18 protein-coding genes are annotated in these 25,436 nt (G+C 33.1%); 13 read left to right on the top strand and 5 right to left on the bottom strand.

All coding sequences use genetic code 11. The features are described 5' to 3' along the window. Nucleotides 1-135: 135 nt before the first annotated feature. The 7 genes from B6K90_RS17595 to B6K90_RS17565 all read left to right on the top strand — a co-directional run bounded on the left by B6K90_RS17595 (nt 136) and on the right by B6K90_RS17565 (nt 9,684). On the top strand, nt 136-990 hold the full coding sequence (locus tag B6K90_RS17595) for a MurR/RpiR family transcriptional regulator (RefSeq protein WP_088014072.1): 855 nt from the start codon (nt 136-138) through the stop codon (nt 988-990). Between the two features lie 385 nt (nt 991-1,375). Continuing rightward, complete coding sequence (locus B6K90_RS17590; RefSeq protein WP_088014071.1) at nt 1,376-3,757, top strand: immune inhibitor A domain-containing protein; 2,382 nt, start codon at nt 1,376-1,378, stop codon at nt 3,755-3,757. A gap of 168 nt (nt 3,758-3,925) precedes the next feature. Beyond that, nucleotides 3,926-4,990, top strand: coding sequence for a DUF871 domain-containing protein (locus tag B6K90_RS17585; protein ID WP_088014070.1), 1,065 nt, complete (start codon nt 3,926-3,928; stop codon nt 4,988-4,990). Nucleotides 4,991-5,084: 94 nt separating this feature from the next. After that, nucleotides 5,085-5,693 carry a methyltransferase domain-containing protein gene (locus B6K90_RS17580; protein WP_088014069.1) on the top strand — a complete coding sequence of 203 codons (609 nt, stop codon included), beginning with the start codon at nt 5,085-5,087 and terminating at the stop codon, nt 5,691-5,693. A gap of 88 nt (nt 5,694-5,781) precedes the next feature. After that, on the top strand, nt 5,782-6,873 hold the full coding sequence (locus tag B6K90_RS17575) for a threonine aldolase family protein (protein WP_235821838.1): 1,092 nt from the start codon (nt 5,782-5,784) through the stop codon (nt 6,871-6,873). Between the two features lie 57 nt (nt 6,874-6,930). Further along, the gene (locus tag B6K90_RS17570; RefSeq protein WP_088014067.1) at nt 6,931-7,332 is read left to right on the top strand and encodes a VOC family protein; all 402 of its coding nucleotides are present in this window, start codon (nt 6,931-6,933) and stop codon (nt 7,330-7,332) included. A 168-nt stretch (nt 7,333-7,500) separates the two neighbouring features. Then, nucleotides 7,501-9,684: a glycoside hydrolase family 65 protein gene (locus tag B6K90_RS17565; RefSeq protein ID WP_088014066.1), complete on the top strand. Its 2,184-nt coding sequence runs from the start codon at nt 7,501-7,503 to the stop codon at nt 9,682-9,684. 615 nt (nt 9,685-10,299) lie between these two features. Here the strand turns inward: B6K90_RS17565 and gloA2 are convergent. Both gloA2 and B6K90_RS17555 read right to left on the bottom strand, forming a co-directional pair. Then, complete coding sequence (gene gloA2 / locus B6K90_RS17560) at nt 10,300-10,686, bottom strand: SMU1112c/YaeR family gloxylase I-like metalloprotein (RefSeq protein ID WP_088014065.1); 387 nt, start codon at nt 10,684-10,686, stop codon at nt 10,300-10,302. A gap of 192 nt (nt 10,687-10,878) precedes the next feature. After that, nucleotides 10,879-11,097, bottom strand: a complete 219-nt coding sequence (locus tag B6K90_RS17555) for a hypothetical protein (protein ID WP_088014064.1) — start codon at nt 11,095-11,097, stop codon at nt 10,879-10,881. A 223-nt stretch (nt 11,098-11,320) separates the two neighbouring features. Between B6K90_RS17555 and B6K90_RS17550 the strand changes: the two genes are divergently transcribed. Beyond that, nucleotides 11,321-12,355: a DUF3048 domain-containing protein gene (locus B6K90_RS17550; RefSeq protein WP_088014063.1), complete on the top strand. Its 1,035-nt coding sequence runs from the start codon at nt 11,321-11,323 to the stop codon at nt 12,353-12,355. A 138-nt stretch (nt 12,356-12,493) separates the two neighbouring features. Beyond that, nucleotides 12,494-13,354 carry a pentapeptide repeat-containing protein gene (locus tag B6K90_RS17545; RefSeq protein WP_088014062.1) on the top strand — a complete coding sequence of 287 codons (861 nt, stop codon included), beginning with the start codon at nt 12,494-12,496 and terminating at the stop codon, nt 13,352-13,354. A 475-nt stretch (nt 13,355-13,829) separates the two neighbouring features. Here B6K90_RS17545 and B6K90_RS17540 read toward each other — a convergent pair whose 3' ends face one another. Next, a complete protein-coding gene (locus B6K90_RS17540; RefSeq protein WP_139840756.1) occupies nt 13,830-14,684 on the bottom strand; it encodes an FtsW/RodA/SpoVE family cell cycle protein in 855 nt (284 codons plus the stop codon). A gap of 30 nt (nt 14,685-14,714) precedes the next feature. Continuing rightward, entirely contained in the window at nt 14,715-16,148 is a 1,434-nt protein-coding gene (pdxR, locus tag B6K90_RS17535) for a MocR-like pyridoxine biosynthesis transcription factor PdxR (RefSeq protein ID WP_088014060.1), read from the bottom strand. Between the two features lie 139 nt (nt 16,149-16,287). Between pdxR and B6K90_RS17530 the strand changes: the two genes are divergently transcribed. Beyond that, nucleotides 16,288-17,217 carry a DMT family transporter gene (locus B6K90_RS17530; protein WP_088014059.1) on the top strand — a complete coding sequence of 310 codons (930 nt, stop codon included), beginning with the start codon at nt 16,288-16,290 and terminating at the stop codon, nt 17,215-17,217. A 137-nt stretch (nt 17,218-17,354) separates the two neighbouring features. Here the strand turns inward: B6K90_RS17530 and B6K90_RS17525 are convergent, their stop codons facing one another. Next, on the bottom strand, nt 17,355-17,615 hold the full coding sequence (locus B6K90_RS17525) for a VOC family protein (RefSeq protein WP_167555415.1): 261 nt from the start codon (nt 17,613-17,615) through the stop codon (nt 17,355-17,357). A 481-nt stretch (nt 17,616-18,096) separates the two neighbouring features. On the opposite strand from B6K90_RS17525, the gene B6K90_RS17520 reads away from it, so the two are divergent. From B6K90_RS17520 to B6K90_RS17510, 3 genes are all read left to right on the top strand, one after another. Beyond that, entirely contained in the window at nt 18,097-19,377 is a 1,281-nt protein-coding gene (locus tag B6K90_RS17520) for a helix-turn-helix domain-containing protein (protein ID WP_088014057.1), read from the top strand. Nucleotides 19,378-19,545: 168 nt separating this feature from the next. Next, the gene (locus B6K90_RS17515) at nt 19,546-23,784 is read left to right on the top strand and encodes a S8 family serine peptidase (protein ID WP_088014056.1); all 4,239 of its coding nucleotides are present in this window, start codon (nt 19,546-19,548) and stop codon (nt 23,782-23,784) included. Nucleotides 23,785-24,138: 354 nt separating this feature from the next. Continuing rightward, on the top strand, nt 24,139-25,436 hold a 1,298-nt coding region (locus B6K90_RS17510), incomplete at its 3' end, for a DEAD/DEAH box helicase (protein ID WP_139840754.1).

Here is a 25,436-nt window from a genome sequence, read left to right as displayed (position 1 = left end):
TTTAACAAAATTTTAAATGTACAAAGAACTAAATAACAACTTTAATTTTGTTATTAATATGATTTTCTGAACATTTGGTTCATAATAGAGAATATTAGTAATTTGTATGTTTTTTAGCAGAAAGGTGTTTAGTAAATGAAACATTTAACAATCTTATCGAAAATTGAAAATTATATGGATCGATTTACGCAAGCCGAAAAGAAAATTGCGGTATATATAATGGATCATGCTGAAATTGTACCCAACTTAACGACTAAAGATATTTCGAATAATACTGGAGCTAGTGAAGCAAGTGTTGTTAGATTTTGCAAAACAATAGGAATCGGTAGTTTTAAAGCCTTTAAAATCGCATTAGTTCGAGATTTGACCGTAGCTGAAATGAATATTAATGATTTTTCTGTAATGGATAAGAAAGACACACCGTATGATTTATTTAATAAAGTAACATATGTAAATAAAGCAGCTATTGAAGCTACAGTTTCAACTTTAGATAAAAGAGAATTGGAAAAAGCAACCGAAGAAATTGTAAAAGCTAAAAAGATTATTTTTTATGGAGTAGGCGGTTCTGCCGTTTCAGCTATGGACGGAGCATATAAATTTGGAAAAATTGGCTACCATGCCATAATGTCTCCTGACTTCCATATGGTCATCACTTTAGTAGGTCATATGGAAGAAGGCGATATTTTTGTTGCCGTTTCAAATTCAGGGAAAACAAAGGATGTATTAGAGCTTGCTCGTTTTGCTAAGAAAAAGGGAGCAACGATCATTGCGATTACTAAACTTGGCAAATCTCCGTTATTTAAGGAAGCTGATATCAAGCTTTGCACGCCTGATATGGAACAAGATAATCGAATAGGAAGTATAGCCTCTAAAATGGCACAACAAAATATAATCGATTCTTTATATGTGATATGCTTTAATCGAATCGGTAACAAAGTGTCTAGTAAGCTTCATGAGTATAGTGAAGAAGCGGGGAAATTAAGAAGGTAAAGGAAGATGAGCTAAGGTCATCTTCTTTTTTTTGTGAAATAAGTTAAATAAATTTCTCTTTTCAATTTTTGACATTTCTTTCCTTTCTGGTTAGATTTACATATTTTACATTTGAAAATATTTTATTTTATGTATTTTTAATAATACTAAAGACCTAATTTAATATGCTAGATAGATAGAATAATATAAGAATATAGACGGAAGTTGAAAAAAAGCAATCTATAAAAAATGATTGGTTTCGCCAGCTTTTTATACTGAAAAGTAAATATTTTGTAAATTTTTTGTGAAATTTGTTAGAATTTGATGAAAAAAATCATCTGTTTTTTAAAGAATTTTTAGAATATTATTAAAATAGGCTTTGAAAATGATTAAAGGGGGATTTATTTTGAAAAAGTTTGTAGTATCTAGTTTTGCTTCAGTAATGGCTGCCGGAACTTTATTTTCTGGAATTCCATTACAAACTGCATCTTCTGAAAGTTTAAGTAAAGTACATAGTGCATTAGCTGAGCATTCAAAAAGTACTTTAGATTTATCGTTAGTTAATGACGAAAGGTTATTAGCTGCATTAGTTAAACGTGGAGTTATTTCTGGAAATGCTTCTCAAGCACAGAAACAAGCTGCATTACAAAAATATTTAGAGGTTAAAGGTAAAGCGGATCTAGTAACAGATAAAGATCCACTTGCTAGTAAAGTAAAGAAAGCAGAAGCTACTAAACATAGTCAATTTAAAGATTTTAATAATGGCCTATTACATGGAAACGGTAAGAAAAATGGTCATTTAAAAGGAAATCCTGATCCAGTTAAAGAATCAGCTTCACCAGGTGTTCAAAAGAAGGGTAAACTTTTAACATTAATGGTAGAGTATTCTGATCTTACTCATAACAAAATTAAGAAGGAAGAAACAGACAACTGGTACCCAGATTTTACTACACAACACTATGAAGATATGATTTTTGGTGAAAATGGTGTGAAAGGTCCAAACGGAGAAACTTTCCTTTCACAAAAACAATATTATGAACAACAATCTGGTGGAACTTATACAGTAGACGGACAAGCATATGGTTGGTTAAAGGTACCTGGTACGGCTGTATTTTACGGACAAGATTCTAAATCTGGACATGATAATGTAGCGCCAGGCGGATCAAAACAATTGATAGTCGATACTTATAAGGCTGCATTAGCTGCAGGAATTCCATTACAAGATTATGATTTAGAAGATCCACATGATTTAGATGGAGATGGAAACTACTGGGAGCCGGATGGTTTAGTTGACCATCTTCAAATTATTCACGCAGGTATGGGACAAGAAGCTGGTGGTGGAGCACAAGGAGACAATGCAATTTGGTCACACCGCTCTGCTAAATATGTTGACGATACAGATGTACGTGGAGAAGGTTTACCAGGTTTCTATGATTATACAATAATGCCTGAAGACGGAGCGACAGGTGTATTTGCTCATGAATACGGTCATGATTTAGGTTTACCAGATGAGTACGATACAATTTACTCAGGTGCTGGTGAAGCAGTTGAATATTGGTCAATCATGTCAGCAGGTTCTTGGGCAGGAAAAATTCCTGGAACAGAGCCAACTGGTTTCTCACCTTGGGCTAAATCATATTTCCAATCAACATTAGGTGGAAAATGGACAAACCCAACTGTTGTAAATTGGGAAGATGTATCGACAAAAGGTACTCAATTCTTATTAGATCAAGCAAATTCACCACTTGGTCAAAACAACCAAGCGATTCAAGTGAATTTACCGAAAAAGGTAACACCTGTTAATACTCCAGCTGCTGGCACTTATGAATACTGGGGTGGACAAGCAGATGAAATGGATAATAGTTTAGTAACAAATGTAGATTTAACAGGAAAAGCTTCAGCAACATTAACTTTTGACGCTTGGTACGATATGGAAGCTCAATGGGATTTCGCATTTGTTCAAGTTTCAACTGACAATGGAGCTACTTGGAAATCATTAGGAAACGGTAACACTAGAAGTGATGTTGTTTCTGAAGGTTATCCGACGATTTTAAACTCTATGCCTGGCTTCACTGGTAATTCAAATGGATGGCAAGCACAAAGCTTTGATTTATCAGCATATAAAGGCCAAAAAATTCAGCTTCGCTTACGTTCTGCAACTGACTGGGGTACTTCAAATGTTGGATTCTTTGCAGATAATATTAAAGTAGTAGCAGATGGTACGACAATTGTGAATGATGGTGCTGAAGGTGCAACATCTCCATTTACATTAAAAGGATTCTCAAAATTCGATGGTAATAAATATTCAAATCATTACTACTTATTAGAATGGCGTAACCATAAAGGTGCTGACGAAGGTTTAGCTCATGTTAGACGCGGAAACTCTCTATTAAGCTATGATGGTGGTTTAGTAGTATGGTATGTTGATGATAGCTTTACAGAAAACTGGACAGGTGTTCACCCAGGTGATGGCTTCTTAGGTGTTGTTGACGCACATGATGATACGAATTTATTATGGAACTACGGTGATCAAGCAATTTCACGCTACGCTGTTGCGGATGCAGCATTTGGATTAAATTCAACATCTGGTTATAACATTAGTTATACAACAGGTGAAAAATTGACATCACCAAGTCAAGCAGGCGTATCTTTATTTAATGATAGCAAAGACTATAATAATGCATTCTTACCAGATGCAGGTCGTAATATCGGACACTATGGCTTAAAAGTTCGAGTTAATGGTCAATCTACTGATAAATCAGTTGGATCAATCGTAGTATATAAATAAGAATGTACTCCAGAAAGGCAACGTAATGTTGCCTTTCTTTATTATTTTTACATCTTTTTGTGAAACTAAATTTCATTTGTTTTATATATTTTGTTGACTTTTAATTTCGTGAGTTTAAAATGAAAACCAAATAGTTTAAATCTAATAGAAGGAAGAGGGAAAGTGACTATGTTGGGTATATCAATCTATTTATCTGAAAAAAATATTGATAAGAATAAAAAATATATCGAATTAGCGAAAAATAATGGATTTCATTCAATTTTTACGTCTTTACACATACCAGAAGATGACCCTTCGACTTATAAAACACTTCTTCAACTACTTGGTACATGGGCAATAGAAAATGAAATGGAGCTTATGGCAGATATTTCAGCAAAATCACTTACACATTTAGGGTTAGATTACTCAAACGTAAGCGAATTACAAAATTGGGGAGTTACTGGTTTACGAGTAGATTACGGATTAAATGAAAACCAAATAGCAGATCTTTCTAAAAAAATGAAGATTGCACTTAATGCTAGTACACTTACGCCTGTATTTTTAGACGAATTGCTTAATTACGGATTACAAACAGAAAATGTAGAGGCTTGGCATAACTTTTATCCTCGTCCAGAAACAGGTTTAGCAACATCTTATTTAATCGAAAAAAACAAATGGTTAAAAAGCTGTGGGATTTCAACAATGGCATTTATTCCTGGAAACGATGAAATGAGAGGACCGCTATATAAAGGATTACCAACGTTAGAAAAACATCGTGGAATAAACCCTCTGCTGGCTTATTTAGATCTAACTCAAAACTGTCACGTTGATAAAGTTTTAGTTGGTGATATTAGTATAAAAATAGAAACGATGGAGGCTTTATCAAAAACAAAAGAATTTATTCAATTAAGATATAAACCATATTCCCAAGAAGAAGAAATGCTTTCCATAGTGGAGCAAGTTCACACGAATCGTGAAGATCCTGCACGCGATTGTCTTCGATCAATGGAATCTAGATTATACGGTAGTTTTGGTGAAAAAAGTTTAAAGCCAGCAAATACGATTAATAGAGCAAAGGGTTCAGTGACAATTGATAATGAATTATATGGTAGATACGGAGGTGAGCTACAAATTATGCTAACTAATCTACCAAGTGATGAGAAAGTAAATGTAATTGGGAAGATTATTGAAGATGATCTATCTTTATTACAATATATTGGAGCGGGTAAGAAATTTAAGTTAAAGCGTGTATAAATAACACGCTTCTTTTTGTAAGGTTAGACTGAACTATGTAGAAACGGTATGATAAAGATACAGACAAAATATTAGTTCGAATGGTCGTGGAAAGATGGACGATAAGTATTATGATGATCTACTGAATATAAAAACAGAGGGAGAGCAAAAAGGATTTAATGAATCCTTTCATTATCATCGGTATGAGCCAACACCTTATAGTGCATTAGAACAATTATTTAAACAATATATCCTTTCAAGTAATGATCGAATAGTTGATTTCGGATGCGGTAAAGGGAGATTAAACTTCTATATAAATAGTTTATTTAATGCTACTGTTGTTGGGATTGAAATGAATGAAAAATATTATTACGATGCAGTTCAAAATAAAAAGAATTACATAAAGAAAACAAAGATGTATGAAGATAAGATTTTGTTTTATTGTTGCTTGGCTGAAGATTATCAAATTAATCCATTGGATAATCGTTTCTATTTTTTTAATCCATTTTCAATCCAAATTTTTATGAATATCATTAATAACATTTTAATATCAGTTGAGCAATCAAAAAGAGAAGTTGAGATCATTTTGTATTATAGTTCTGATGATTATATTTACTTTTTGGAAAACCAGACAGCCTTTGAGTTAAAACAAGAGCTCATACTAGCAGATGCTTATAAGAAAAATCAATATGAAAGATTTTTAGTTTATCGATTAACTTATTAAATTATCATTCAAGGATTTATTGGTCTTTATGGAGAATTTTTTTAAGTGGAATATAAGTAAATTTAATAGTCGGAAGGAAGAGTTCAATTTGAATAATATTAATCCTTTTATAGAATCTTTTAAAAATACAAATGTACAATTAGCGGGTAATGGATTTAGAAATATTCAAGTACTAAAAGATGCGCTAAATGACTTAAATGGTAATGAAGAAAGCGATCTGTATGGAGTAGGGAATTTTATTGAAGATTTTCAAGAAAAAATGGCAGCGTTTTTAGGAAAGGAATCAGCAGTGTTTTTTCCTAGCGGTACGATGGCTCAGCAAATCGCATTAAGAATTTGGTGTGATCAAAAAGGAATCAATAAAGTTGCTTACCATCCTTTATCACATTTAGAAATTCATGAAGAAGATGGTTTGAAAAAACTACATAATATACAGCCCATTCTACTAGCAGATAAAAGTCGCGTTATTGAGCTAGAGGATGTATTGGCAATGGATGAGGAAATCTCTTGTTTATTGCTAGAATTACCACAACGAGAAATTGGTGGACAACTACCAACATATGAAACGCTAGAGTCAATTTCTTCATACTGCCGTGAAAAGGGAATTAAATTGCATTTAGATGGTGCTAGATTAATGGAAATACTCCCATACTATAAGAAGACAGCTTCTGAAGTTTGTAGCTTATTTGATAGTGTTTATATATCATTTTATAAAGGCATTGGGGGAGTCGCTGGCGCAATACTTGCTGGTGATCAAAATTTTACCAACGAATCAAAAGTTTGGAAAAGAAGACATGGTGGAGATTTAATTAGTCTTTATCCCTACATAATAAGTGCAAATTTTTATTTCGATCAACGAGCAAATAAAATGGGCCAATACTATGACGATGCAGTTGAGTTAGCAAGATTGTTTAATAGTTGTCACGCAATCAATACAGTACCAGCTATTCCTGTTTCTAATATGTTTCATGTCCATTTTAATGCTCCGCTCGAAAAGGTTAAAAACATACTTCAATCTATTCAGGAAGAAACAAAAATTGGTATTACCGGTAACTTAAGGCCAGTTAATGAAGAAGTTTGTTATTGCGAGATTAGTATTGGAGACCTCTATTCAACGATCTCTAAAGAGGATCTTCACAGTATTTTTATGAAATTAAATGAGGAAATGAAATCACTATAAAGCCAAAATTGTTTAAGCAATGAATTTTTAATATAAATGAAAAGGGAGTTGACTTAAATGCAAAAAATTACAACATTTTTAATGTTTGAAGGACAAGCAGAAGAAGCAATGAATTTTTATATGTCATTATTTAAAGATTCAGAGGTTGTGAATATTACACGTTACGGAGCAGATATGGGGGAGTTTGAAGGGAAAGTAATACATGCTACTTTCACATTAAACGGCCAACAATTTATGTGCATTGATAGTACTGTTAAACATAAATTTACGTTTACTCCAGCTGTTTCATTATATGTGACTTGTGAAACGGATGAAGAAATTGAAAATGCATACAAACAATTAAGCCAAGATGGAGAAGTATTAATGCCTTTGCAGTCATATCCATTCAGTGAAAAATTTGTATGGGTAAATGATAAATTTGGTGTATCTTGGCAATTAACTCTTGTAAAAAATAATTAAACAAGTGCAAGAAAAAATCGTGTTTGAACAGTGACACGATTTTTTTTACCGTCAGTAATCATATTTTTAACAAATCATCCAATATTTTTATCATATCAAGTTTAAAATAAGAAGATTTATTGCAAACTTTTACTATATGAATTTTTATAAAGGTGAGAATTTAACTATATGAATGAAGTAAATATGATTACTGAAAAGGAATTTGATGAACAATTAATTAATAAATATGCAAGTTTAATGGCATTAGGTAATGGTTACTTAGGTTTGCGATCTTGTCATGAGGAAGAATATGAAGGACAAACTAGGGGGATGTATATAGCAGGTATCTATAATCAGCTATCTCCAAGTCAAACGACAAAGATTGTGACTCTCCCAGATCTAATTGGAATGGAAATTGAAATAAATGGTGAAATTTTTTCAAACAAAACTGGTCAATTTACTTTTTATGATCGAAAATTAAATATGCTGACCGGCGAATTAATCAGAGAGGTAATTTGGAAGAATAAAGATGGAAATCGGTTCCACTTTTTGTTTCAGCGTTTTGTTTCAAAAGATGATTTACATTTACTTGCTTCAAAAATTACTGTCACAGCTTTAGATTGTAATGCCTTAATTAAAATAAAAACAGGTATTAATGCGGAGTGTGTCAGGCAACAAAAGAATGAACTTACTGAAGAATTAGTAAGAATACTGGATAAAAGAATTATGCATGGTGTTTATCAAACAACTGAGACGAAGCATAAAATTGCTATCGCAACATGTTGTTTAACGCCTAATGAGAGTGAAGTTTCATATTTTACATTAAATAATCAGCTTCTAGCCTCAATTACACAAGAGCTCGTCGTTGAGCGATCTGTTGAGTTTTCAAAAATTAGCTCAGTTTATACTTCTAATGATATGTTACGGGAAGAACCTTCTGCAGCTAGTGTTAATACTGTACAGAAATATTTATCAGAGGGTTATGATAATTTAAGAGATAGTACGACAATCAAGTGGCAGGATTTTTGGAAGCAAAAAAGAATAGTTATTACTTCAAAGGATAAGTCAGATCAGTTAGCTCTAGATTTTTCTTTATACCATATTGAAGCAATGACTCCTGGGCATGATGATCGATTGAGTATAAGTGCAAGGGGATTAACTGGTGAGGGCAATAATGGTTTAATATTTTGGGATACAGAGATGTTTATTGCACCGTTTCACTTATTTACTGAACCAGAGATTGCAAAAAGATTGCTAAGATATCGCTATCATCATATTAAAGAAGCAAAAGTAAATGCATATCAATCAGGTTATGAGGGGACTTTATTTCCTTGTGCAAGTGCTTTTTCCGGAAAAGAAGAAACAATTAAAGGTTCAGAAGCAAAATCAAGTGAACATATTGTAGCTGATATTGCATTTGCTGTCGTACAATATTATGAAAATACGCTAGATGAAAGTTTTATGGCCAAAGATGGACTTGAACTACTCAAAGAAACTGCGCGCTTTTGGGTGAGTAGGACAACCGATAAAAATGGTGATTTATTCATTAAAAATGTCATCGGTCCAGACGAATATACTGTTCAGGTTGATAATAATGCTTATACGAACTACATGGCTTTTTTTAATGTGCAGAATGCGTTAAATTTTATGAGAAAATACAATGATCCAGATGCAGAATTAACGCAAAAGTGTGATGATTTTCTAAAACGAATTTATTTACCTAAACCTAATGATGAAAATATCATTCCACAAGATGATACATTTTTAAGTAAACCAGAGATTGATTTAACGGAATATAGACAATCTATTGCTAGTCGGGAAATTTTATTAGATTATTCTCTACAAGAACTAAACGAACTACAAATATTAAAACAAGCCGATGTTGTAATGTTGCTCTATCTTTTCCCTGAATTGTTCTCAACGGAAATCGTTAAAAAGAATTTAGAATACTATGAAGAGCTTACTGTTCATGATTCTCCAATTAGTAAATCAATTCACGCAATTGTTGCTGCAAGATGTGATTATCAAGAAGAGTCTTACCTATTATTTCAAGAAGGATGTTTAATCGATTTAGGACCAAATCCAAAATCTTCAGATGATGGAATTCATGCTGCGCCAATGGGAGCAAATTGGCTAGTAGCAATCTTTGGCTTTGCAAATATCTCCATGGACATAAATCGCTTAAAAATCGATCCAAAATTACCTTCAAATTGGGATAAAATGATCTTTCCTTTCATATGGCAAGGAGCAAAACTTGAAGTCACAATTGCAAAAAAAACAATAACAGTCACAAAAGAATATGGTCCACCAGTAACATTAGAAATTAATGGTGAAACATTTAATTTAACAGAAAAAATAAAGACATCTTTTTAAGAAAAGAGAGAAAACAAGCACAATCTTAGATTTAGATTGTGTTTTGTTTTTGCGATTGAAATATATTAAAGTCAATATTGAAAAGTTCGAGCATTAAGTGAACTCTTTTCATCAAATTTTTGATTTTCTTTGTAATGTAGTAGTTTTTGTGGAGGGGATTTTGATAATAATGATTTCGTTGATAAAATTGTTTGAACCATCTTTTCAAAATATTATTTATAGGGTCAAGATATGATGATTTTTCCTATATAGTATGTTTATAAGTTAATGTTCGAACTATATTGACCTACAAACTGTTTAATAAACTGATATTTTACTCTAAGTAAAGGATACTAAATTAGATTTTAATTGTAGACTTTTTTTGATGAATAAGTTGATTGGAACGGAAAGGTGCTCGACTCCTATGGGATTAGCGGGAAGGCTAAAGACCCCACAGGAGAACGCCGAGGACCGAGGAGGCTAAAGAATCTCGCCCTATGGAAAGCGAGCACACTGTAGTGGAAATCAAGATCACACAACTTATTTATCAGTGATATATTTCCATCTTAATTGACAAAGTTCTTTTTCAACAGCATGACAATCTTTCATTAAGATTTTGTTTTGATTTTTTTCAATCTACTCTTCATACAATTCTAAAGGTAAGCCATCTGGATCATGGAAAAATGTAAATCTTTTATTTGTTTGCTCATCAATGCGAATTGGTTCTACAAACACATCATTTTGTTTTAAGTATTGAACACTTTCTTCTATATTACTTACTGTAAAGGCTAAATGACGTAACCCAACTGCTTCTGGATTTGTTACTCGCTTCGGTGGATTAGGAAATGAAAATAGCTCAATTTGTCCATTATTTCCAATACTTAAGTCCAATTTATAAGAGTCTCGCTCTTCTCGATAGGTTTCCTTAATTACCTTACACCCTAATAAATTTATGTAAAAATGCTTAGACAATTCATAATTAGAACAAATAATAGCGACATGGTGGATGCTCTTAATCTCCATATTAAAACTCCTTCTTGCTTTGATTAATCAAACTTTTCCTAGTTTATCATGATTAGTGCATGTTTGGTAAAAGAATATATTTAATATGGAAAGTATAGTTCATAGTTTTAAGTGAAAAATGATTTGTGAAGTGTAAAATGGGTAAAACTCAAAAAAAATAATGGGAATAATCTCCCATTAAGTTTTAAAATTTTATCTTCTTCTTTTTTTATCATCTTTTGCTAAAACCTGTACTTTTTTAATAACTTCTAGTTCTACAATTACATGAACATGTTTATCATTTATTTGGTTAACACTTAATACTTTTCCTTTTCGACCTTTAATGAAAATAGCATCACCCTCAGAGGGGACATTTTTGAGTAGTTGGTTTAATAGTTCAACGTTTTTCTCAATATAGTGAACTACAATCATATAGCTTCAACTCCTCTAATCAATTCTTATCTTTATACAATATTTAAGATTAAATAAAATAAGAACAAATTTAAGCTGATTATTTAACAATATAGGTTCATATATTAAGGGAAAAATTGAATTGTTAGATAAATGTTTTATTTTTGAAAAATTCTAATAAATTATTTCTATTTTAAAAGTTATTTAATACAATTTAAGAAAATAACAGATTGTGAGGTAGCCAATGCATAAGAAAATTTTATCGATCATTATGATAAGTATGCTTCTAGTAGGATGTAAGCATGGCGAAAAGTCTGTAAAAACAGTTAATAATGAGAATAAAAATCCTTCGAATGAACATGTGATTGATAAAGAAGAAATTGATACGATATATGCTCCTTTAAATGGATTACCAATAAGTCAAGCTAGTGAACAAAGACCTGTTGCAGTTATGGTGAATAATTATTATTTAGCTAGACCTCAAAGTGGTCTAAGTAATGCTGATGTTGTTTATGAAATTTTAGCAGAAGGAGATATTACAAGATTTTTAGCCATTTTTCAGAGCAATATACCAAAAAAGATTGGGCCTGTAAGAAGTGCGAGAGATTATTACATCAATTTGGCAAATGGTTACCATGCATTATTTATTTGTCATGGAAATAGTCCAAAAGCGAAACAAATGATGGATTCAGGGATGATTGATGCATTAAACGGACTAATCTACGACGGTACTTTATTTAAAAGAGACAAAACGAGAAAAGCACCTCATAATTCTTATATTTTAAAAGAAGGTATTGAAAAAGGAGTTGCTCAAAGACATTATGCTTATACAGAAAAAGTTATTCCATTAGACTTTACACAGAAAGAATTAGCATTTGATAGCTCCTGGCAAAATGCTGCAGAAGTTTTTATAAAATATTCTCATGATGCAAGAAATAATGTAACCTACAAATATTCGAATTCAACTAAACAATTTCAGCGAGTTCAAAATGGAATTGTCGCAAAGGATGCCTTGAACGGGAAGGGGCTTCAAATTAAAAATATACTAGTCGTTGAAGCAACTCATAAAATTATTGATAGCTATGGCCGACGTTCAATTGATATCGAAAATGGTGGAAAAGGTTATTATATTGTTGATGGAAAGTATATGAATATACAATGGAAGAATGTAGATGGTCGAATTATTCCGTTTACAATAGATGGTACTGAAATAAAGTTATCTCCAGGTCAAACTTGGATTAACTTTGTACCGTCTTTAAAGGATGTAACAATTAAATAGTTTACATAAAAGCAGATAATTTTTATCTGCTTTTTATTATTCAGGAATGAAAACTACCCATGTTTGACCAAAAAAACTTACGATGTTACGATAAAAAATATTATTCTTGTTTATTTATAACAGGAAGGAGGGTCAATTTTGGCTGGAAAATTTGAAAATATAGGATTAGTGGACGATTGTTATAAAGATCTAAAAGCGGACTGTGAAAGTTGTTTTGGCTTATGCTGTGTAGCATTACCATTTGCCGCTTCAGCTGATTTTGCTAATGATAAAATTGCTGGTAAACCTTGTCATAATTTACAATCAGACTTTCGGTGCGGAGTTCACAATAATTTAAGAGAATTGGGTTTCAAAGGCTGTACTGTCTTTGATTGCTTTGGAGCGGGACAAAAAGTATCTCAAGTAACCTTTAATGGAAAAGATTGGAGACAAAATCCTAAATTAGCTAATGATATGTATGAAGTATTTCCAATCATTAAGCAGCTGCATGAAATGCTCTGGTATTTGAATGAATGTTTGATGCTTCCTGCTGCAAATGAGATTCATCATGAAATAAAAACAATTCTAGAAGAAACTGAAAAGCTAACACTTATGGACCCTGAATTAATATTAAACTTAGATATTATAGCTCACCGTGCAGAAGTTAACTCTTTACTTTTACGTGCTAGTGAACTAGCAAGGGCCGTGGCTTTGAAAAAATTTAATTCGAATAAAAAGCATCAAAAAGTTACTGGAAGAGCTTTAGACCTTATTGGTGCTAAATTAAAGGATGCAAATTTTATCGGAGCAAACTTAAGAGGAGCCTATCTAATTGCTGCTGATTTAAGAGGAGCCGATTTAAGAGGTTCTGACTTAATCGGTGCAGACTTACGAGATGCTAATTTGAGTGGAGCTGATCTTACAGGAAGCATCTTTCTTACTCAAGCCCAAATTAACTCAGCAAAGGGAGATTATCATACAAAATTACCAACTACACTGAAAAGACCATCTCACTGGTGAATATAAAAATTAAAAATGAACCATTTTAGTGGTTCATTTCAGTGTGTAGACAAAGTTCCAAAATCCTGATTTTCAGAGTGTTGAAATATATTGTAGTCAATATAAAAAATACGAACATTTAATGATATACGATGAAATTTGCAATATTTTTAAATATGATTTTTTAATCGTCTCTTATTGCAATTGATTAATGATATATTTTTTTAATTAACTTGCAAAAATTCAACATAATTTACGTTATTATTGTGACAAATTTCTTTTTTGACTAACAATTAGATTTATTAAGGGAATTCATTTAGAATATTCTTTTTTATTAAGAAATTGATTGGAACGAAAGGGTGCCAGGCTCCTATGGGATTAGCGGGAAGGCTAAAGAATCTCGCCCCATGGAAAGCGAGCACACTGTAGTGGAAATCAAAATCACTCAACTTATTTATCAGTGATAAAATTCCATCTTAATTGACAAAGTTCTTTTTTAGTGGTTCATTTTTATTTTGTTTACATACCAAGTCATAGCAATAAAGTAACCAATAAAAGGAGATGTTCCGTAACCCATAATTGGTACTGGGAAGTTTCCAAAAAAGCTTGAGAGAATACTAGTCGTAAAATAAATCCCTAAACTAAACGATAACAGTTTTGCACTTTCTGGAGGAAATAAGAAAAATGGCATTGGTAAAATAATTAGTGAAATTATCGCAATAACTAGCCATCCAATTCCAATATCTTTTACTAAACTTAAAATGTCCTCAACATAAGACACTGGAGCGAGATGATCTAAATGTGACCAGCTTAAGACAAGTAAAAGTATAAAAACAATTAATAAGAGTATTTGAATGCTTTTACTTTTTTTCATATTTAGTAATAAAAATGAGATAGAGATCGTAAAGGCTGTTAGTTGAGATGCATCAGGTTGAAAAAATAACAAAAGTGTAAAAAATAGTATGAAACAATTAGTGACCCATATTTGTTTTGATTTCATTAAGCTTGATAGTTGTATGATTAATAATGGAACTAAAACTAAAGCAATATTAAACCTTATTGGACCAATTGCTATCCAGCGATGTACACCAAGTAGTCCTTCATCAAAAAAAGTAAGCAAAAATAATATGAGTAAGCATGTTATGACAATGATATTCGTCTTTTTCTTAGTGGATTTCTGATTTCTTAACAGAACTAAAAAGGAGATTATTCCTCCTACAATAGAAATAAAAATATTTTGACCGTAAATGGATGGGGACACTTGGTTATTGATCATAGCAAGTACTCCTACTATCATTGCTGGCATGACTATTACGAGTGGTAATAAGTTTATTAGTTTTGAATTAAGCATCTTGTTCTAAATAGCCTTCCTTTACAAAATTTATATTTGTTTGATTATTTTACATAGTTTCTCTAAACCTTGGGATAAGTCATTTTCGCTAACAAGTGAGTAACTAATACGAAATGAAGAAATATCTGTATTATTGTTAAAACAAGCTACACCAGGTAAGAATGAAATATTTTCATGATTAGCTTTTCTTAATAAGTTAAAAATATCTAGATTAGATTCATGAAATGTGAGCCACAAATTAAATCCACCATCAGGGATCCGGTAATACAACTGATCACTAAGAGATGAAAGTATTTCAACACTTGTATCGCGTCGGATTTGTAGAGCGATTCGTAGTTTTTCAACGTGACTTCGCATTCGATCGGTTCGTAGAAATGGTAAAATCGCCTTTTGTGTAAGTAAAGGGCTACCTACATCCATTGAGGCTTTAATTGCAAGTAACCATTCCAGTACTGGTCCATTTGCTAGCATTGCAGCAATTCTAACTCCAGGTGCTAACGTTTTACTAAATCCTTTAATGTAGATGACATGATCTGATTGATCATAATACTTAATTGGGTAATATTGAATTGCTTTTTCGAAATAAATATCACTAAACGAATCGTCTTCCAGAATAAAAAATTGATACAGTTGTGCTAGTTCAATTAATTCTTTTCTACGACAATTACTCATTGAGATTCCAGTTGGATTTTGAAAGGTCGGGTTAACGTAAATTAATTTCGGTAAAAATTTAATACACATATCTTCAATTAAGTCTGATCGAATTCCCTCTTCATCCATCTCGACAGGTATTATATGAATCCCTTTATTTATAAAAATATCAAGTGCACCACCGTAGCATGGACTTTCGACTATAATCGAATCTCCAGGTTTTAATAATGCCTGTGCTACTAAGTCAATTCCTTGCTGAACGCCGCTTGTAATAATTAAATTTTCAGCTTTAGATCGTATTTTTTGAAATTCAAATAAATGTTTAATAATTTCCGTTCTTAATTCAAAATCTCCTTGAACAGGTCCATAGGTAGTTAATATTGATGCATCATCTCTTAATAGTTTTTGCATTTCATCTGCTAAAAATTTATTTGGAAGGAGACGTGGATAGACAACTGCCTTTGAAAAATCATATTTTAACTGTTCCCTATTTATTAAATATTGGGATCTTACAATATTGATTCCTAAAGTCTGTTGCCAGTTAGAACTTGGATCCATTTTTGATGTTTTTTTTACTTTCTTACTGATAAATACACCTTTACCTGGCTCAACTGTAACATAGCCGTTAGTCTCTAACCATTTGTAAGCCTTTCTAACTGTTAAAACGCTTATTGATAGTTCTTCGGCTAATATCCGCAAAGATGGTAATTTTTCGTTCGGCAAAAGTAGGCCACTTTGAATGCTACCTGCAATCTGAGTACTTACTTGGAGATAAATCGGAACTGTTGATTTTTTATGAATTTGAATTTTCATCTATTCACCACTAGTTTTTTAGTTATAAATTAATTGAAAAAAGATTAATCGTCAATGCAAATAAAGCTAACTGTTATATGCTCTATTATACTGTTATACTCCGACTTTAATATAATACTTTTATCAAAGGGGTGATGAAATGATCATTATTAATTATATTTTTATTTGCATTATTTTCGGTACAACATTTCTTGCAATAAAATTTGGGATCGAGTCGGGAGTTTCGCCTTTATTTTCAGCAGGCATTCGATTTACATTAGCGGGACTGATTGTCATTTTATATTTCCTTCTCAAAGGAGTAAATGTGAAGAAATTTATTTTTTCAAAACGAATTATGTATATTGGATTCTGCTTAACTTTTATGACGTTTTCAACATTATATTGGGCTGAGCAATATATAACATCGGGTTTAGCTGCAGTTTTGTCTGCAACTGGTCCAATGATGATTTTACTTTTCCAATTAAGGCGAAATAATAAGGGAATTGAGCGTAAACAACTAATAGCGTTATTAATGGCTTTTGCGGGTGTAGTTTTTGTTTGTTTACCTGGTATAAGTCAACATGTCTCTTACTTATGGGTTGCTGCTTGTATCGCAGTATTATTAGGAGAAGCTTTTTACGGATTGGGATCGATTTCCTCAAAAGAAATATTAACAGAATTTAGTACTGTGTCACCATTTTTAATCAATGCTTTTCAAATGTTATATGGTGGAATATTTCTTCTTTTATTTTCGTTTTTATTGGAAAAACCGAAAATTGCAAGTTTAAGTTCCTGGGATGCTCAGTGGCCAATATTGTATCTAGTTTTTATAGGGTCAATTGGGGGACACGGATTATACAGTTGGTTACTATCGAAAACAAACCCAGTCTTCCCATCAACATGGCTTTATGTATCACCATTAATTGCTACTGTCTTAGGCTATTTCGTAATGGATGAACCGATTAAACCAATTATGGCAATTGGCGGTATATTAATATTATCTGGTGTATTCATTGCAAATTGGTCAACTTTTTCTATGTATAGAAAGCAGGGAAGGCTATTTAAGAAAGAAGTGAATATTTCCAAATAATGATCGTGAACTTCGTCGATATAATGGGCAATCAAGTTATTTGAACAAAACATATAGAACAAAGAAAATCCACTAGGAAAATGAATTACCCTGTGGGTTTTCTTCATTTATTGGGGCCGCTTTAGATAATTCTATAATTATGTTTTTTGAACAAATGCCCATATGTAACCATCTGGATCTCTTAAGTAAAATTCTTTATAGCCCCATGGTTGAACAGTAGGTTCTGTGATGACTTTTTCTCCATTTGGGAAGTCTAATAGTGTCAATTCTTTTTCTAGTACACTTTCAAATAGTGGATCGACTTCTTTTACGACTAATTGAAAGACTGCATCAGTATTTGATTGCGTATCTGTAGGATGGAGTATTAGCTCGCCAATCCCAACCTTAAACCAATACATATCATCGTGACCTCTTAAATATTCAAACCCAACTTTTTTCATACCAATTTTTAGAAGAGTTTGTATCTTTACAGAAAATAACAATATCTAAAACGCCATTCATTTAATCAGCTCCTTTATATTTACTGTATTATCTATTCTTTACAGAGTATATGCTAACCTTTTTTATCATTAAAAAATGGATCACATCTCAAGTATTTCAGTTAAAGAGTTTTTTAATGCCTAGGTTTCTTGCAATGTAGATTCATATTATATTAACTAATTAATGGGTTCTCTATAAGTCATTATGTGACGAATGGAGAGCCCTTTTTCGATACTAAATACTCAAATGTTATTACTGATTAAATACGAATTGACTAGATTTGTCAGAAATAAAATCATATCAAGTCTCGTTATAATGAAAATGTAATCCTTGGATAATTAGGATTTTTTATAAATAGAAAAATCGAAGCATTATGAAAATGATTAGTAGGTGAGAAGAATGAACGCAGCTTTATATAAAGAAATTCAATGTATATGCCGGGAGAAAGGCTGGACAAAAACAGACTTGGCTCAGGAGTCTGGTATTCATATTAGTGAAATAAGTCGTATTTTCAATCATAAGCGCTCGCTTACACTAAAATATTTGGATGCCATTTCAGAAGCTATTGGATTGGAGGAAGGCACACTTTATTCATATTTTGTTGAGGAATGCTTTAATGAGGAATGGGTGTTGGACAAGCGTAAAACTGTACAGTTTTTATTTAAATGTTTTACTAATGGTTACGAAGAACATTGTCAAAATCTATTACAAATTATGACAACTGAAAAATCAGATTCAGCGCGAACCATTTATTTACATTACATTTTCTTCGTTGCAGAAGAGTTATTTAAAGTTGGAAAAGAAGAAAAAGCTTTGACTTTATATAATCTTATTATAGAAAATTATTCGAAAGACATGTTAGAACAGTTAGCAATTAGTTATTTTAGGAGATTTTATATTTTAAGAATGACCGAGAGTGGTCAGCATGCATTGACGTATGTGTTGGAGTATCTATTTTGTATGCCAAAAAAGATTAGGATAGAAGCTTATTTATGGATTACTGCGTTCTATTATAGGCGCGAGAATTGGGAAGAGGTACTTTATTATTCCGAAAGATTAAAGAAACTAGTTAAAGGCGGAGAGTATTGTGGGAGAGCTCTTATGTATAAAAGCTTTGCGTTGGCACGTCTAGGAGGCTCTCTTGAGGAAATAATTGAACTAACAGAACAATATGCGCAAGTAAATGATTATTTTGCTGATCTTGCTAGAGGAAATCGATTTGCTTCATATTTAGACTATGGATATCTTGAGTATGTAGACCAGTATCTTACTTGGTTAGAAGATAGAGAGGATGTATATGTTGGTTTACCAAAGGTGATTGAGGCTTACATACAACTAAACCGATTAGACGATGCTAAGAGAATATTAGATTTATATCAACATACGATTGATGAGTTATCTGTAAATGGAGAAACGTGGTTAAAACAGAAGGTATCTTTGGAGTTTCGCTATGCACATGCGTTGTACTGGTGTGAAAGCTTACAGGTACAAAAAGGATTGGATGAATTACTAGATGTGGCTTATACAGCTAATCAAATAGGTAACTTAGAACGATTTAATAAATGTCTTCGGATTTACTGGAGATTTAAGAACCATGCTAATTCAGACCAAATAAATAAGTATATACAATTATTAAGTATTAATGGTATCAAAGAGGGGTCGACTCGAAACTTTATATAGTACTAATTTAGTTTAGATGAAATTGAGATTATGAACGATAGATTAATAGAATTTAATAGTAAAAAAAATTTTTTAAAAAAAGTGCAACTTGACATAATTTTCAGGAACTTAAATTGTATCAAATTTCATTATAATGAACTTATTAAGAAAAGAAAGTAGGGATAGTAGTTGAAAAAGAAAATGTTTAGAAATGTTACAACATTAGCATTAACAACAGGACTTATTAGTACTACAATGACACCAGGTTCCTTTTCACACCAAGTTCATGCACAAGCAACTTCAAAGATTGAGCAAGTACTAGCACAACTTACTCCACAGCAACGTGAGGCAATCAAGCAATTGAAGATGAGTGACAAAGAGGGACTTCAATTGTCTCCTGATGTCGATCAAACAAGTGACAAGCTTACATCGATTATTGTTGAGTTTAAGGACAAGCCTCAGCAGACTGCAGTTTTAGAAGCAGAATCGGATGGAGTCAATCTAACAGCAGAAGCCGCAAAGGAAAAAGTGGATGCTTCACACGAAACGTTCCAAAAAGACTTAAAAACAATTTTTAGCAGTGAATTAAAAGCGAAGAAAAATCCATATTCAATTAAGCGTTCATATAAAAAAGCATTTAACGGAGTTTCTATGACTCTACCAGCTAACAAAGTAAAGTCGCTACTTAAATCTAGCGCTGTAAAAGCAGTATGGAGTGATATGCAGGTTCAAGTAGAGCCACCTTCAATTAAAGAGACGACGACTAAGCAAGCTGCAACTCATACGATGGTTACATTTCCTGGCGTTGAAAAACTTCACCAAGAGGGTTTTACAGGAAAAGGAGTAAAAGTTGGAATTCTTGATACTGGTATTGATTATAATCATCCAGATTTAAAAGGTGCTTTTAAAGGTGGATATGATTTCGTCGATAATGACAATGACCCGATGGAAACGTCGTATGCAGATTGGAAGAAGTCTGGTCAGCCTGAATTGGCTACAAACGGAGAAGCTTACTACACTGAGCATGGTACACATGTTGCAGGAATTATTGCAGGACAAGCAAAAAATAATGCAGATTTTGCTGTAGAGGGTGTTGCACCTGATGCTGATATATATTCTTATCGTGTTTTAGGACCATATGGATCTGGATCTACTTCAGCTATTTTGGCTGGTATCGATAAAGCGGTGTCAGATGATATGGACATTATTAATATGTCACTTGGAGCAAATTATAATGATCCATTATATCCTACGAGTATTGCGGTAAACAATGCTGTACTGACAGGTGTAACAGCGATTGTCGCAGCAGGAAACTCTGGAGATAGAATGTATTCCCTTGGTGCTCCTGGTAACGCTCCTTTAGCAATTACAGTTGGTGCAAGTGATACATCTGTTTCAATTCCAAGTTTTTCAGGTGCATTGCATCCTTCAACAGGCGATATACCTGTTGATCTAAAGTTAGCTGCCCAAGGTTTAACTGATAACGTAGCTGACTTTGAAGGGCAAACTTTGCAAATGGTAAATGTAGCATATGGTAATGACCCTAGTTATTTTATGAGTGATGGTAAAGGTAATTCGATTCCAATCGATGTAAAGGGAAAAGTTGTGCTGGCGCAAAGAGGTAGCATTGGAATTACTCAAATTATTGCCACAGCTAAATCACATGGAGCAAAAGCAGTAGTTTTATATGATGCAGATGTTCCATTAGGTGATGTGTATCTTGGAGATGGTTACGGATTACTTCCGACATTTTTATTAAGTAACGCACAAGGAAAAGCCCTCGCAGCTAAATTACCTTTATTTGGTGCATCAGCAGGTATACCTTTAGACTTTACATTTAGTAATATGAAACAAACAGTGACTGTGGGCGATAAGTTGGCACCATTCAGCTCACGTGGTCCATCCCGTGTGCTATATGATATTAAGCCTGAAGTAACAGCACCTGGTGTATCTGTTTTCTCTACTGTTCCTTCTTATATGCATGGAGCAGATCAGATTGGGAACTATCAATATGCATATGAGCGTTTATCTGGAACATCAATGGCAACTCCTAACGTTGTTGGGGTAGCAGCATTATTAAAACAAGCTCACCCAGACATGTCTCCTTCAGATATTAAATCAACACTTATGAATACAGCAGATCCATTATCTGATAAATACAGTGTATATGAAGTTGGTGCAGGACGTGTAAATCCTTATGATGCTGTTCATGCTCAGACGGAAATTCAAGTGAAAGATAAAACTTCAACTGTAAAGGACAATGCAAGTAATAATGAGGCAACAACTTTAGCGAGTAAAGGAATTAAACAAATTAAAAATATTACTGGTGCATTAAGTTTTGGAGAACAAGCTATTTCTAGTAAAGATATTATAGATCAACGTTCTATGACTTTATTTAATAAAAGCTCAGTTGATAAAACATATGATGTAAAGGTTCAATTCCAAAAATTGGACGGAAGATTCACAAATGACTCTAGAGCAGACCAAGATGCTGCTGAAAATGGCGTTACATTAGATGTTAAGTCATCTGTAAAAGTGAAACGATACAGCAGTGCAAATATGGATGCAATGATTCATGTACCTAAAACTGCAAAGCTTGGAACATATGAAGGTTATGTGGTTTATACAAATCAAAAGGATCCGAATGAAACATATAAAATTCCATTTGCGATTCATACAGTAAAAGAAGGTATTCACCATGTTGCAGGAAATCCACCTACGTTTACGACTGCGGTAGAGGCGGGGTATAACGGAATAAGATGGTCAATCGGTCTTAACTTCCAATTAAATTCTCATATGCGAACGATGGATTTATTCCTTTTCGATCCGAAAACGAACAAAGAAATTGGCTTCCTTGGCACTTTGGACGGCATGGGTGCGGATGAGAATATTGAATATTATTTAAGAGGTGCAATGAACGAAGGTTATTATTATCCATTAACAGGAGATCCAGATCAACCAATTGCATATGATAAGGAACAAACTGCACCAGGATTATACAAAATCAGACTTGTAGGCACAAATGATCAAGGAAAAACCTTCAGCGCAGACGCTCCCGTTTACTATAGCGTTACCCAGCCTACACTAAATCTAAACTCGGATTCTGGCATCTATGAATATAGCCTTGATCAGCAAGTCGTATCGTTAACAGGTTCAGTCTATGATCCTGATGTGGACGATATGAAAACTGGCGGTATCAATGCTTCTCAAGGGAATAATAAAGTTTTCTATTCGGTTCCTAGTAAACTATTAGGAGGGGGGACTGTTTCGGTTCCGGTGAACAGTGACGGCAATTTTACTGCACAAATCCCGTTGAACAAGACAATCCAACCATTTAAAGTGGACATGTATGCGGAAAACATGGCGACAGTACAGAACTATTATGGCCATAAATCCCTATACTATGTGAAACAAGGGACACCGTATGGAACAGCTATCGCTGATAAACAAAAAGTAAAAGCAGGCGAAACGGTAACAGTTACCCTTTCCATGAACAATATGGCAAATATGAAGCAAGCCGTGTATTCATTTTACGATCAAAGCTTATTGAATGCTGAGTTAGTAAGTATTAAACCAAATGCAGCATTGAAAGGAAAAGTAGATATTCAGACAGTGAATACAGATGTGGAAGTAGACGGAATAAAGGTAAAAAGAACAGATATTACTGCAACTTTAATTGGTGATGCAGCTCAAACAGGAGTTTCCGGAAAAGTTCCAATGGTAGATATAACATACAAAGTGAAAGGTGATTCTGAAAGTACAAGCCTAGGTTTATCACAATTCAATGTATCGTACACAAATACGGATAGCACAACGAAATCCTCTTTTGGTATTAGTCTTCCTTATCAGGTGGAACGAACTTACTCCTTCATGAAATCATGGGTTTATGGAGAAGCATTTATGCTTCCTCAACTTGATGAGCCATCAACATTGGATTATGTAAAGGCAGGTGCAAAAGTCAAAGTGACAGATGAAGCAGGAAAAGAATATCCAAACTCGTTTGGAAGTAATAGTGGTTTCCCTTGGCACTTTACATCTAACCTGCCAATAACGGATAAACCATTTACATTAGAGGTAGATATTCCGGGACATTTCACTGTTAAGAAAACCTTCACGATCGGTCTGAAAGAAAATGGGGAAGTGAAACCTTACTCGAAAGCTCTCTATTATGAAAATGCACCTGCTGGAGATGTGAATAAAGATAATGTCATCGATGTGAAAGATGCTTTATACATCCAAACTTATTGGGGTACAAATAAGCGTGCGGCAGATATTAATTATGATGGTGTTGTTGATGCAAAAGATATGCAATATGTCATCAATAACTACCTAATGCAAAATCCATGGAATGACAATTCACCAAAAGCAGCTAAAAAGTATAAGAGCAAAACATTAGATGATGTATTAGAAGCTCTAGGATTAGAGTAATTTAATAGTGTAACTAGAAAAACGGTAACCTTTAAAAGGGTTACCGTTTTTTTTTGATCTGAAGCATGTTTTCTAACCTCCTTTAAATGGTTGGAATATCCTAGTCACTGCATTTCCTGTTTTACTTTAACTCTATATTTAATTTTTCTTTAAATACTTGTTTATTTCGCCGAAAGATTGAGAAAAATAACTTGATGCAGAAGATATCTGACCGAATTTACGAATTCAATTAAATAGGATTATTCTATAAAAGATTTAATAATCGTTGTGATACAATAGATTAGTCATTTATAAGTAAATATATGAAACAACCATTATTGTTAATGATAGAAAATAGAAAGCAAGGTAAATATAATGAATAAATTTTCTAGTTTAGGTTTAAGCGAAGAGTTGACGGAGTATTTAACTGAATTGGGTATAAATGAGCCAACCCCGATTCAAGAGAAGGCAATTCCGATCGTTTTTGAAGGGAAGGATTTGATAGGTCAAGCACAAACAGGGACGGGTAAAACTTTTGCATTCTTATTTCCAATCCTTGAACGAATTAATTTAGAATTACCACATACTCAAGCATTAGTAGTTGCTCCAACAAGAGAACTAGCTCTACAAATAACAGCTGAGGCGAAAAGGATTGTTAGTGAAGACTTCGGTGTACTTGCTGTATATGGTGGCCAAGACGTTGAACAACAAGCACGTAAGCTAAAAGGTGGAGCACATTTAATTATTGCTACACCTGGTAGACTTTTAGACCATTTAAGAAGAGGGACAATAAAATTAGATAAAGTTGATTTTTTAGTACTTGATGAAGCAGATCAAATGTTACATATTGGTTTTTTACATGAGGTAGAAGATATTATCAATCAAACTCCTGTATCGAGACAAACGCTATTATTTTCTGCTACAATGCCAGATCAAATCCAATCACTAGCAAAGCGTTACATGAAAAAGCCAGAGATTATTAAAGTAAAAGCTAAGAGAATTACACTAGATGAAATTGAACAATTAATAATTGAAACAACAGATCGTGGAAAATATAATGCATTGTTGAGTCAAATTAAAGAGGCAGAACCTTTCCTGGCAATCATTTTTTGTAGAACTAAGAGAAGAGCTAATAAGTTAAATGAACAGCTAAAAGGAAAAGGATTATTATCAGAGGAACTTCACGGAGATTTAACGCAAGGAAAGCGTGAAAAAGTTATGAAGTTGTTCCGAGAAGCAAAAATACAATATCTTGTAGCAACAGATGTAGCAGCCAGAGGAATTGATGTTGATGGTGTAACTCATGTTTTCAACTATGATATCCCTCTAGATACTGAAAGCTATGTACATCGAATAGGAAGAACCGGTCGTGCAGGAGATACTGGTACAGCAATTACATTTGTAACTCCGAAAGATTTTCAAGAAATGAAAATGATTGAGAAAGACCTTAATCTTTCAATTAAGAGAAAAGAAATGGAAAGAGTAGAAAGAACAGAGAGTGCAGATAGATCAGGAAGAACGGGAAGAACTGAAAGATCAGGAAGAACGGGAATATCAGGAAGAACAGGAAGATCAGGAAGAACGGAAAGATCAGGAAATACAGGAAGAGCGGAAAGAACAGGAAATGCAGGAAGAGCGGAAAGAACAGGAAATACAGGAAGAGCGGAAAGAAC

This window comes from Gottfriedia acidiceleris, assembly GCF_002128425.1.
GTDB classification, from domain to species: Bacteria; Bacillota; Bacilli; order Bacillales; family Bacillaceae_G; genus Gottfriedia; species Gottfriedia acidiceleris.
The sequence above is the reverse complement of the archived record's forward strand: the minus strand, read 5'-3'. Positions and strand labels throughout refer to the sequence as shown.

Bases quoted from the DNA above. Each gene is read 5' to 3' on its own strand.
- B6K90_RS17595 (WP_088014072.1), top strand. From the start codon at position 136: ATGAAACATTTAACAATCTTATCGAAAATTGAAAATTATATGGATCGA.
- B6K90_RS17585 (WP_088014070.1), top strand. From the start codon at position 3,926: ATGTTGGGTATATCAATCTATTTATCTGAAAAAAATATTGATAAGAAT.
- B6K90_RS17580 (WP_088014069.1), top strand. From the start codon at position 5,085: ATGGACGATAAGTATTATGATGATCTACTGAATATAAAAACAGAGGGA.
- B6K90_RS17570 (WP_088014067.1), top strand. From the start codon at position 6,931: ATGCAAAAAATTACAACATTTTTAATGTTTGAAGGACAAGCAGAAGAA.
- B6K90_RS17565 (WP_088014066.1), top strand. From the start codon at position 7,501: ATGAATGAAGTAAATATGATTACTGAAAAGGAATTTGATGAACAATTA.
- gloA2 (WP_088014065.1), bottom strand. From the start codon at position 10,686: ATGGAGATTAAGAGCATCCACCATGTCGCTATTATTTGTTCTAATTAT.
- B6K90_RS17555 (WP_088014064.1), bottom strand. From the start codon at position 11,097: ATGATTGTAGTTCACTATATTGAGAAAAACGTTGAACTATTAAACCAA.
- B6K90_RS17550 (WP_088014063.1), top strand. From the start codon at position 11,321: ATGCATAAGAAAATTTTATCGATCATTATGATAAGTATGCTTCTAGTA.
- B6K90_RS17540 (WP_139840756.1), bottom strand. From the start codon at position 14,684: ATGCTTAATTCAAAACTAATAAACTTATTACCACTCGTAATAGTCATG.
- pdxR (WP_088014060.1), bottom strand. From the start codon at position 16,148: ATGAAAATTCAAATTCATAAAAAATCAACAGTTCCGATTTATCTCCAA.
- B6K90_RS17530 (WP_088014059.1), top strand. From the start codon at position 16,288: ATGATCATTATTAATTATATTTTTATTTGCATTATTTTCGGTACAACA.
- B6K90_RS17525 (WP_167555415.1), bottom strand. From the start codon at position 17,615: ATGTATTGGTTTAAGGTTGGGATTGGCGAGCTAATACTCCATCCTACA.
- B6K90_RS17520 (WP_088014057.1), top strand. From the start codon at position 18,097: ATGAACGCAGCTTTATATAAAGAAATTCAATGTATATGCCGGGAGAAA.